This window comes from Streptomyces sp. NPDC098789 (assembly GCF_044759975.1).
GTDB lineage: Bacteria > Actinomycetota > Actinomycetes > Streptomycetales > Streptomycetaceae > Streptomyces.
In genome coordinates, this window is sequence record NZ_JBIWAJ010000003.1 from 245,636 (window position 1) to 255,565 (window position 9,930).

General features: G+C 73.4%; 11 protein-coding genes. 7 read left to right on the top strand and 4 right to left on the bottom strand.

The genetic code is table 11. The features are described 5' to 3' along the window. Positions 1 to 125: 125 nt before the first annotated feature. From ACIQWR_RS08610 to ACIQWR_RS08635, 6 genes are all read left to right on the top strand, one after another. Positions 126 to 404: a WhiB family transcriptional regulator gene (locus ACIQWR_RS08610; RefSeq protein ID WP_404005997.1), complete on the top strand. Its 279-nt coding sequence runs from the start codon at positions 126 to 128 to the stop codon at positions 402 to 404. Between the two features lie 344 nt (positions 405 to 748). Next, positions 749 to 2,158, top strand: a complete 1,410-nt coding sequence (locus ACIQWR_RS08615) for an APC family permease (RefSeq protein WP_399258058.1) — start codon at positions 749 to 751, stop codon at positions 2,156 to 2,158. A gap of 152 nt (positions 2,159 to 2,310) precedes the next feature. Beyond that, on the top strand, positions 2,311 to 3,363 hold the full coding sequence (locus ACIQWR_RS08620) for an alpha/beta fold hydrolase (RefSeq protein ID WP_404005998.1): 1,053 nt from the start codon (positions 2,311 to 2,313) through the stop codon (positions 3,361 to 3,363). Between the two features lie 79 nt (positions 3,364 to 3,442). Next, the gene (locus tag ACIQWR_RS08625; protein ID WP_404005999.1) at positions 3,443 to 4,258 is read left to right on the top strand and encodes a 3-hydroxybutyrate dehydrogenase; all 816 of its coding nucleotides are present in this window, start codon (positions 3,443 to 3,445) and stop codon (positions 4,256 to 4,258) included. Positions 4,259 to 4,303: 45 nt separating this feature from the next. Next, positions 4,304 to 4,756: a hypothetical protein gene (locus tag ACIQWR_RS08630; RefSeq protein WP_404006000.1), complete on the top strand. Its 453-nt coding sequence runs from the start codon at positions 4,304 to 4,306 to the stop codon at positions 4,754 to 4,756. Between the two features lie 255 nt (positions 4,757 to 5,011). Continuing rightward, positions 5,012 to 6,037 (top strand): ArsR/SmtB family transcription factor, encoded by a 1,026-nt coding sequence (locus tag ACIQWR_RS08635; protein ID WP_404006001.1) that lies wholly within the window; start codon positions 5,012 to 5,014, stop codon positions 6,035 to 6,037. 26 nt (positions 6,038 to 6,063) lie between these two features. Here the strand turns inward: ACIQWR_RS08635 and ACIQWR_RS08640 are convergent, their stop codons facing one another. The 4 genes from ACIQWR_RS08640 to ACIQWR_RS08655 form a co-directional block, all read right to left on the bottom strand. Then, positions 6,064 to 6,513 (bottom strand): CBS domain-containing protein, encoded by a 450-nt coding sequence (locus tag ACIQWR_RS08640; RefSeq protein ID WP_385773410.1) that lies wholly within the window; start codon positions 6,511 to 6,513, stop codon positions 6,064 to 6,066. A 149-nt stretch (positions 6,514 to 6,662) separates the two neighbouring features. Further along, positions 6,663 to 7,160 (bottom strand): ATP-binding protein, encoded by a 498-nt coding sequence (locus ACIQWR_RS08645; RefSeq protein ID WP_404006002.1) that lies wholly within the window; start codon positions 7,158 to 7,160, stop codon positions 6,663 to 6,665. A gap of 117 nt (positions 7,161 to 7,277) precedes the next feature. Beyond that, positions 7,278 to 8,246 carry an anti-sigma factor RsbA family regulatory protein gene (locus tag ACIQWR_RS08650; protein ID WP_404006003.1) on the bottom strand — a complete coding sequence of 323 codons (969 nt, stop codon included), beginning with the start codon at positions 8,244 to 8,246 and terminating at the stop codon, positions 7,278 to 7,280. 138 nt (positions 8,247 to 8,384) lie between these two features. Continuing rightward, positions 8,385 to 9,302 (bottom strand): SigB/SigF/SigG family RNA polymerase sigma factor, encoded by a 918-nt coding sequence (locus tag ACIQWR_RS08655; RefSeq protein ID WP_404006004.1) that lies wholly within the window; start codon positions 9,300 to 9,302, stop codon positions 8,385 to 8,387. 189 nt (positions 9,303 to 9,491) lie between these two features. On the opposite strand from ACIQWR_RS08655, the gene ACIQWR_RS08660 reads away from it, so the two are divergent. Further along, positions 9,492 to 9,839, top strand: coding sequence for an STAS domain-containing protein (locus ACIQWR_RS08660; protein WP_404006005.1), 348 nt, complete (start codon positions 9,492 to 9,494; stop codon positions 9,837 to 9,839). Positions 9,840 to 9,930: the final 91 nt, after the last annotated feature.

The window sequence follows — 9,930 nt, forward strand, 5'->3', positions numbered from 1 at the left end:
TGGTCCTTGCGCCCCCGAGTATCGGGTACGTCCCCTCACGGCCCGTCACGCGCGGGACGTTTCAAGCCCCTTCGAGTGGTCAGACGCGTTCAGAACCCGAAAGGACCGACGAGAGGGGAACTGTCGTGCCCGACCTGACACTGCTGCCCGGACAAGCGCTCCACCGCTGGGAGTGGCAGGCCGACGCGGCCTGTCGCGGCCTCGACCCCAACCGCTTCTTCCATCCCGCCGGTGAGCGCGGCGACGAACGGGAGGACCGGGACGAGGCGGCCAAGCGGGTGTGCGCGGCCTGTCCGGTGCGGCTCATGTGCCTGGAACACGCGCTGCGCGCCCACGAGTCCTTCGGGGTGTGGGGCGGGCTGACCGAGGACGAGCGCCGCGGGATGCGCCCGGAGTCGCTCTGAGGCGGTCCCGACGGTGTGGCCGGGCGGCGTCGGCGTACGGCGTCGGAGGGGCCCGAGGGGCCACAGGGGCCCGATCGGCAAAGCCGGGGGAAATATTCTGCGGGGCGAGCTGCGGTTCCCGCATCCCCCGGAGAGCAGTATTCACGCGGTCTTAACGTCGAAACGGACACCACCGGCGCGTCGGAACGATGGATTCCGCAGGTAAACAGCTATTGACCAGCGGATCTCGCGGAGATTGCATAGCGGCTCGGGAGCACAACGGAACCACTTGATCACCAGCCGCCTCGGAGGCGATACCGCTCCCGCACTCATCACCCCGCATCTGCCGATCGGAACCCGCACTGATGTCCGACACGATCAGCGCTCCTCAGGCGCTCGCCCCCGCGACCGGCCCCGTCCCCCAGAAGCTGAAGCGCTCCATCGGCGTGGTGGGCGGGACCCTGCTCACCCTCTCGTGCGTGACGCCGGCTTCGACCCTCTTCGTGGTCGTGCCCGACCTGTTCTCGAGCCTCGGCACCTACGCCGCCCTCACCATCGCCATCGGCTCGCTGCTGTGCATCGGCGTCGCGTTCTGCTACTCCGAGCTGGGCACGCTGATCCCGAGCGCGGGCGGCGAGTACGCCATCGTGTCGACGCTCGCGGGTCGGCTCGCGGGATGGTTGGTCTTCGTCCTGTCCCTGCTGGTCGTGATGATCGTGCCACCCGTGATCGCCATGGGTACGGCCGACTACCTGGCGCCCATCGTCCACATCCCGGCCCCCGTCGCGGGCGGCGCGGTCATGCTGCTCGCCACCCTCGCCGGTCTGCTGGACCTGCGCGCCAACGCCTGGATCACCGGCATCTTCCTGGTGCTGGAGGTCGTGGCCGCCGCCCTGGTCGCCGTCCTCGGCTTCGCCCACAGCGAGCGCGGCGCCTCGGCCCTGGTCCACGGCTCGGTGGCCGGTGAGAGCGGTGCCTCCACCTCCACGGTGACCGCGATGATGGTGGTCTCCGGCCTCGCCATCGCCCTGTTCATCACCCAGGGGTTCTCGACCGCCGTCTACCTGTCGGAGGAGCTGGAGAACCCGCGGCGCAACGTCGCCCGCACCGTGCTGGCCACCCTGGCCATCTCCACCGCCGTCATCCTCGTCCCGGTCATCGCCATCACCGTCGGCGCCCCCGACCTCGCGGCCCTGACCAGCGGAGATATCGGCGGGATGGTCACCGCCTGGTCCAACTCGGCCGTCGGCACCTTCGTCAGCCTCTGCGTCGCCCTCGCCATCGTCAACGCGGGCATCGTGATGGTCATCCAGAACTCGCGGGTGCTCTTCGCCTCCGCCCGCGACAAGGCGTGGCCCGAGCCCGTCAACAACGCCCTGTCCCGGCTGGGCCGCACCGGCTCCCCCTGGGTCGCCACCCTGGTCGTCGGCGTCCCCGGCGCGGCCCTGTGCTTCGTGAACCTGGACACGCTCTACGGCGTGACCGGCGTCTCGGTGACGGGCATGTACCTGCTGGTGGCGGTGGCCGCGCTGTACAGCCGCCGCGGCGCGCACCGCACGGTGGCCGCCTGGCGGATGCCGCTGTGGCCCGCGGTGCCGGTCGCGCTGATCCTCGTACTCGCCTACATCCTGACCCAGCAGGAGACCCAGTACCTCCTCTGGACGGGCGGGATCACCGGGGTCGCCACCCTCTACTGGGCGCTCTACCTGCGCCCGCGCCAGGACTCCCGCTGGCTGGTCACCATCCCGGAGACGGAGGACGCCCCCGCGTCCTGACCCCGCTCCCGCTCCCCCTCCCCGCGCCACCCGTCCGAGTCATCGGCCGGGTGGCGCACCCGTGCGGCCGGCGCCGACACCTTTCGCCGCCGGGGAGGGTTGTACAGCGCGCTTTGTCCTTCCGGCGCCTCTTGGAGCGATCAATGACTTTCATGCCGAGTTCCGCCACGGTCCAGGGCCAGGGATCGTTCACGCACCGGGACCCGGCCGTCCCCCTGCCCGTCCCCGCTCAGGGCGGCGGCCCGGACTCCGCGGCCGCGAGAGTGGAGGAGCGGGAACTGGTCTTCGACGGGCTCACCTACGTCTGCCGGATCGCCCGGGCGGGCGGCACGGGCACGCCGGTCCTCATCCTCGGCGGCTCCGAGCAGAACCGGACTTCCTGGACCCGGCACGAGAAGCGGCTCGTCCAGGACGCTCCCGTGGTCACCGTCGACCTGCCCGGCTACGGCGGCGCCGACTTCCTCCCGGCCCGCTACGGGGTCGACCACCTCGCCGCCGCCACCCGGCACATGGTGGACGCGCTGGGGCTGGAGCGGATCGGCCTGTTCGGCACCTGCTTCGGCGGGGCGATCGCGCTGCGCTTCGCCCAGCACTACCCGGCGTACGTCGAGCGGCTGCTGCTCAGCGGGATGACGACGGCCGTCCCTGACGGGTACGCGGCGGCCATGGAACGCTGGGACCGCATGATCGCGCGCGGTGACACCCTGGACATCGCCCGCGAGCTCACCAACCACTTCATGTCGCCCCCCGGCACCGGCACCGTGCGCAAGCACGCGGCGATCGCCCGCCTCGTCTACCAGCAGATCGCCGGGCAGAGCCCCGATTCCCTGCGCAAGTCGGCCGAGCACAACCGGCGGTTGCTCCGGCACGAGTGGTACCGTCCCGAGCCCTGCCCGGCGGTGCCCGCGCTGGTCGTCACCGGCGAGCACGACACGCTCACCACCCCCGACATGGGCCGCCGGGTGGCATCCGTCCTGCCCGACGCGCAGTTCCTGACCGTGCTGGAGACCGACCACCTGGCGCCGCTGGAGCGCGGCGCGGACTTCGCCGACCTGATGGCCCGCTTCCTCGGCGGCCGGCCGGTGACCGGGCTGCCGTACGCCACGGCCCCGGAGTCCTTCGGCGGCGGCACGGCCGGGCACGGCCGGGGCGAGGGGTCCCCGGCGGGGGTCGGCGCGGGGTGGAGCGGGCAGGACGAGTGGTGACGACCACCATGGCAGGCCACCGCAGTGTGGCGGTGAGCGCCATGTCGGCCGTCGTCGGCGGTGCCTACTGTTGCGCGCCATGACGACCTTTCCTCCTCCCCCGGTGACCCGGCCCGCGACCCCCGCGGCCGCCGCGGCCCCCTCCGACGGAGCCGCCCTGACCGGGCGGGTCGCCCTGGTGACGGGCGCGGGCAGCGGCATCGGGCGGGCCTGCGCCATCGCCCTGGCCGCCGCCGGTGCCACGGTGCACGTGGTGGACATCGACGGGGAGTCGGCCGCGGCCACGGCCGCCGCGGTGGGCGGGCACGCGCACACCGCGGACCTGTCCGACCCGGCCGCCATCGAATCGCTGCCCACGGCCGTGGACGTCCTGGTGAACAACGCCGGGCTCCAGCACGTGGCGCCGCTCACCGAGTTCCCGCCCGAGCGGTTCACCCTGATCCAGCAGGTGATGGTGACCGCGCCGTTCCTGCTGCTGCGCCGCACCCTGCCGCACATGTACGCGCGCGGCTGGGGCCGGGTGGTCAACGTCTCCAGCGTCCACGGACTGCGGGCCAGCGCCTACAAGTGCGCGTACGTCGCCGCCAAGCACGGCCTGGAGGGATTGAACAAGGTCACCGCCATCGAGGCGGCGCCGTACGGCGTGACCAGCAACTGCGTCAACCCCGGGTACGTCCGCACCCCGCTGGTCGAGGACCAGATCCGGGCCCAGGCCGCCGCGCACGGGATCAGTCCCGCGGACGTGGTGTCGGACGTGCTGTTGACCCGCTCGGCGATCAAACGCCTGATCGAGCCGGAGGAGGTCGCGGCGGCCGTGCTCTGGCTGTGCGGACCGCACACCGGGTACCTCACCGGCGCCTCCCTCCCCCTGGACGGCGGCTGGGGCGCGCACTGAACGCCCCGCCCGCGCCGTGACCGGGGGCTCTGGCACCCTGGGGGCATGGACGCACCCACCCGCGGCGCGTGGCTGCGCGCCGGCATCAGCCGTGACGGCGGCCCGCTGCTGGAGACCGAGCACGTCGTGTGGCTCCAGAGCGGCGCCCTGTACGCCGACAGCCGCGGTTTCGCCGGGCGCACCTCCTACGACGGGGAACGGGTTACCTTCCACCACGAGGTCGGCGAGCCCGGCGTCGACGTCGGCGCCCTGCGCGCCGACGGCGCCGGCATGGTCGAGACCGGTACCAACCCCGACGGTTCGACCTTCCTGGAGGTGTGGACCCCGCTGCCCGGAGCCGACGGCCCCGAAGGCTGCTGGACCACCGGCGGGACGATGACGGTCCGGGTGGGGCCCCACGTCGTCCACGTCGACGCGACGGGCCGCGGCGCCCACGCCGTCCTTCCCGCGCGACCCGTCCGCCCCGCGCCCCCCGTGCCCCCCGACGCGGGCGACTGACCCGCCTCGTCCCGGTGCTGCGGCGGCCGACGCCGTGGTCCCCCCTGAGACACCCCGGCGTCGGCCGCTCCACCAGTGTCAGGGGACCCGCCGAACGGGCCCAAGCCCTTTCGACGCATCCCGAATCCGGACATCGGCCCGGCCCCCGCACCGGATACCGGCCAGATCGCGGGCCGGGTCGGCGGCCCGGGCCGTCTCACGCGGACGCGCCGACTACCGTGCTGCGCACGCCCCGAGGCCCCTGGAGGAACGACGGTGCTGCGGATCCACTTCACCGCCGACGACCTGGCTCGCGTGCGCACGGCCCGCTCTCCCGACCCGCTCGCCGAGACGGTCCTCAGCCTGCCCGTGCTCCAGGACCCGGGGTCCGCCGGGGTCGCCCTGGCCGGATGGCGCGAGCGCACCCGACGGGGCCTGCGGCCGTCCATGCGGCCCCTGTTCGAGCTCGCCCCGGCGCACGCGGGGGAATACGTCCCCGAGGTGTTCACCCACGCCGGCGCCCACACGCTCGTCGAGGGCCTCGACCACACGTGGTCGTTGCCCCGCCGTCAGTGGGCGGCGGACCTCCGGGCCACCGCCCTGCTCCGGCCGGGCGCGCCGGGCTGGATCCACGCCCTCCACCAAGGGTCGCCCGAGTGGGGCGATCTCGTCCGGCGGGCGCTGGAGGACTACCACGCGGTGGCGGTGGCACCGTACTGGGCCCAGCTCCTGGCCGCCGCGCACGACGACCGCACCCGCCGGGCGCTGCTCACGGCTGACTCCGGTGTGGACGGGCTGCTCGGCACGCTGCATCCGGAGATCCGCTGGACCTCGCCCGTGCTCCAGGTGCCGTGCGCGACCGACGCGGACCTGCGGCTCGACGGGCGCGGCCTGCTCCTCGTGCCCACGTTCTTCTGGCCCGGCCCCCTCGTGCTGCTCGACAACGCCGATCCGGGGCAACCGCTCGTGCTGCGGTACCCGGTCGCCCGTGACCTCGCCGACTACCGGGCCGTGTGGGCGGCGGGCGACGCCGGCGCCGAGCCGGGCGGCGCGCTCGCCGCGCTGCTGGGCGCCACCCGGGCGCGCACCTTACGGGCCGCGTCGACCCCGGCCGGCACGAGCGAACTCGCCCGCCGCATCCGGACCTCCCCCGCGACGGCCAGTCACCACGCGGGCGTGCTGCGCGCGGCGGGCCTGCTGACGACGGAGCGTGCCGGATCCGCCGTCCGGCACGCACTGACGCCCCTCGGCCGGGCGCTCCTGGGGGACGCCCCGGAGCACCCGGCGGGCCAATACGGCTAGGGGGTGTCTGACGGATGTGCGGGGAGTCAGTCGCTGGAGAGGGCGCCCAGCAGGGCGCCGACCTCCGGGTGGGGCAGGGCGCGGGCGATGTCGGCCTGGGCGACCATGCCCACGAGGCGGTGGCCGTCGAGGACGGGGAGCCGGCGGACCTTGTGCGCGGCCATCGTCCGCAGGATCTTCTCGGCGTCGTCGTCGGGACCGACCGTGACCGCGCCCCCGGCGAGTTCACCCGCGGGGGTCGTGGCGGGGTCCTTCCCGGGCACGAGCACGCGGACGACGATGTCGCGGTCGGTGATCATGCCGATGATGCGGTCGCCGCCGTCCCGGATCGGCAGGGCTCCCACTCCCAGCTCGGCCATCTGGTGGGCCGCCCGGAGCACCGGCTCGTCGTGGCCGACGCAGTGCGCGCCCGGTGTCATCAGGTCGCGGGCGGTCTTGACGCCCGGTTTGGGCAGGTGGGTGGCGTTGGGGCTCATCCCCGTACCCCCGCGCCGACCGCGTGTGCCGTGTGCGCCGTGCGTTCCGTGTGGTTCATGGGGTGCACCTCTCTCCGTACGGAATCCGCTGTTGCCCCGGCCGCCCGAGCGGACTGCCGGCACCCATCGGTTCCCCGTACGGAGGGCTCCTACTGCACGGTTGGGCCGTTCGGACCCGGCCGGGCACGAACGGGGGTGGGGCCGCCCGTGGTCAGTCGGGAGCCTTCGATCTCCGCCCAGACGACCTTGCCGCTCGCGTGCGCGTCGGCGCCCCAGCGGTCGGAGAGCCGTTGGACGATGGCGAGCCCGTGGCCTCCGGGGGTGCCGCGCGGTGTGACCCGTGGGGCGGGCAGCTCCGTCTCGCCGTCGAGGACCTCGATGCGCAGGGCCGTGCCGTAGGTCAGGACGAGCTCGTCGCACCCGCCCGCGTGCAGGCTCGCGTTGGTCAGCAGCTCCGACACGACGAGCAGGGCGTCCTCGCTGGTCTGGTTGGACGGCCAGCCCCAGTCCCGGATGGCTTCGCGGGTGAAGTCGCGGCCCTTCGCCACGTGTCCTCGGACACCGCGCAGGGCGAGGCGGCGCCGCTGCCCCATGACCGGCGATCGCGCGCGCAGTGGATCGCCGGCATCCGATCCGATGGCCGTCACTGTGACCTCACCTGCCCCCCGTTGGCACTGATCCTCGATGGTTGATCCTCAATGATGACAAACCGCTGCCTTCTTGGACCGACCGAGCCACGACTTGGTTGTACGTCGTCGCCGAGCTCATCCGGTCACCATGTGCAGGCGCAGGGTGAGACCCGTCTCCAGGGCCCTGACCTCCACCAGGTCGCAGAGCTGGTGGATCATCCACAGTCCGCGGCCGCCGTCGCCGGAGGCCACGGGCGGACGGCGGCGCCCGGCCAGCGGGTCCGTCAGCCGCCCGTCGTCGTGCACCTCCGCCACCACCGCGCCGGTCCCCGCGGCCCACAGCCGCAAGGTGCCGCTGCCACCGCCGTGGGCGAGGGAATTGGCGGCCGCTTCGCTGACGGCCAGGACGAGGTCGTCCCGGCGGGCCGGGTCGAGGGCGCTGCCGCGCACCCAGGCCTGGGCGTGTTCCCGTACCCGGGCGAGCTGGCCCGCGGCGTACTCCAGCACCGGGGCCGCGGTGGCGGGCTCGGGCAGCGGGGTGTCGCAGTCGGCGCAGACCGTCGTGGCGTCCGCGTAGGCGGGGCTGTCCGCGGAGCGGCCGGCTTCGATCAGCGTGGGGTGCGTGCGCCGGGCGTCGGCGACGACCGCCGCCGGGAGTCCGGTCGTGTCGTACGGGCAGAGGATGCCGGCGGCGCGCCCCGCGAAGGCGGTGTTGATGAGCGCCTCGTGCCGGGTCGCCTCGCGGACCTCGGCCGGGGATCGCCCGGGCCAGATCGGTTCGCCGACGATCCGGGCGGAGCGGCCCGGATGCCGGTCGGCGAACTCGTGCAGGGCGGCCAGGATGCGGCCGGGGTTGCGGCCCAGTCGTGCCATGTCCACGAATTCGATGCCCTCCGCCGCTCCGGCCCCGTCCGCCGCGAGAGCCTGGCGGAGCGCCGCCAGGTGCGGGCCGGGGACGGCGACGAGGACCGGCTCGGCGGCGCGCAGCGCGTCCCGTACGAAGCCGCGCACCCCCGTCACGTACTCCCGCGGGTTCCGGTAGAAGAGGGCCGAGTGGGCGAAGGTACCGGGGTGCGCGCGCGCAGCGGTGGTGCGGTGGCTCATGCTGCACCCTTCTGCGCGGCGCGCTTCCAGGACGGCCGTGGCCCTCATCGGCCCCGGCGGCTCGTCCGCTCGTTCACTCGTCGCAGTGAGTATGACGGGCGCAGCGGCGGGCGGCCCGGACCCGGCTGCGCGCCGACCCTACGCGGTGAGCATGCCGGTCCGCAGCCGCGCCAGCGTGCGGGTCAGCAGTCGGGACACCTGCATCTGGGAAATGCCCAGCTCGGCGCCGATCTCGGCCTGCGTCAGCTCCTGTCCGAAGCGCATCTGGAGGATGCGGCGGTCCCGCTCGGAGAGCTCCTCCAGCAGCGGCGCGAGGGTGTGGAAGTCCTCGAACAGCTCCATGGCCGCGTCGGCCTCTCCGACGCTCTCGGCCAGCGGCCGCGTTCTGCGGCCCGCGGGGGCCTGCTCGTCGGAGTCGGCGGTGGTGTCCAGGGAGCCGCTGGTGTAGCCGTTGGCGGCCACCAGGCCCTCGATGATCTCCTCCTCGGAGAGGTCGAGGTGCTCGGCGAGTTCCCGGACCGTGGGCGCCCGGCCGAGGAGGTTGTTGAGGGCCTCCTGGCTCTGGGCGAGTTCGGTCCGCAGTTCCTGGAGGCGGCGCGGGACGTGCACCGCCCAGGTGGTGTCACGGAAGTACCGCTTGATCTCGCCCGTGATGTACGGGAGGGCGAGGGTGGAGAACTCCACCTCGCGCGCCGGGTCGTACCGGTCGATGGCCTTGATCAGCCCGATCGTCCCCACCTGGAGGATGTCCTCCATGTCCACCCCGCCCGCACCCGCGGCGCGCGAGCGGAAGCGCCGCGCGGCGAAGTGCACGAGTGAGACGTTCATCTCGATCAGCGTGTTGCGGACGTACTGGTACTCGCGCGTCCCTTCCTCCAGGGAGCGCAGCCGGACCAGGAACACCCGTGACATCTCCCGCGCGTCGGCGGGCGCGACCTCACGCGCGTTGTCGACCTGCGGCAGGTCCATGACGGACTCTCCCGCAAGCGGCCCTGCGTTCGTACTCGTTGCTCCCGCCTCAAGATCGCGGCTTACCAGTGTTTCCGTCCGGGACATGTGGCCGTTCCTCCCTGTGGCGAATGGCTGCGCAACCGCTCGTGCCCACATTCCGGGCCCTTACACACATGCGGCCCGAGAAATTCCGGATGTGCGTCGATCGGCACCCGGGCCGTCGCTCTCGATGCGCGGAGCAGGCATACTCGCACTCTCGGAAACCACGCACACGACCACGGGGAGGCGGACACGGTGCGGGAGACGGAAGCACACGACGCGGGAGTGGTCGCCAAGAGCTACCCCGCCGGTCCCGGCTGGGTGGTCGAGGCGCGCGGCGAGTTGGACCAGGACACCCTGGCGCCCTTGGAGGACGCCCTGACCGAGGCGGCCGGGGCCCATCCGGTGGTGGTCCTGGACGCGGCGGCCATCACCTTCGGGGACTCCTCGTTCCTCAACATGCTGCTGCGCCTGCACCGGACCACCACGCTGCGCGTGGCCGCTCCCGGCGACCAGCTGACCCGGTTGTTCCAGCTGACCGGCGCGGACACGGTGCTCTCCCTCCACGCGGACGTCCGGGACGCGCTCGCCGCGCCGGCCTGATCGGGAGACTGGGCGGGAGGCGCCGTACCGGTCCGGGTACCCCGCGACCCGCCCGCCATGCACGCCGGCGGGCTGTCGTACCGTGGCGTGT

Excerpts from the sequence above, each read along its gene's own strand:
- ACIQWR_RS08650 (WP_404006003.1), bottom strand. The coding sequence starts at position 8,246 with ATGAGCCACCGCACCACCGCTGCGCGCGCGCACCCCGGTACCTTCGCC.
- ACIQWR_RS08640 (WP_385773410.1), bottom strand. The coding sequence starts at position 6,513 with ATGAGCCCCAACGCCACCCACCTGCCCAAACCGGGCGTCAAGACCGCC.
- ACIQWR_RS08655 (WP_404006004.1), bottom strand. The coding sequence starts at position 9,302 with ATGTCCCGGACGGAAACACTGGTAAGCCGCGATCTTGAGGCGGGAGCA.
- ACIQWR_RS08630 (WP_404006000.1), top strand. The coding sequence starts at position 4,304 with ATGGACGCACCCACCCGCGGCGCGTGGCTGCGCGCCGGCATCAGCCGT.
- ACIQWR_RS08615 (WP_399258058.1), top strand. The coding sequence starts at position 749 with ATGTCCGACACGATCAGCGCTCCTCAGGCGCTCGCCCCCGCGACCGGC.
- ACIQWR_RS08620 (WP_404005998.1), top strand. The coding sequence starts at position 2,311 with ATGCCGAGTTCCGCCACGGTCCAGGGCCAGGGATCGTTCACGCACCGG.
- ACIQWR_RS08625 (WP_404005999.1), top strand. The coding sequence starts at position 3,443 with ATGACGACCTTTCCTCCTCCCCCGGTGACCCGGCCCGCGACCCCCGCG.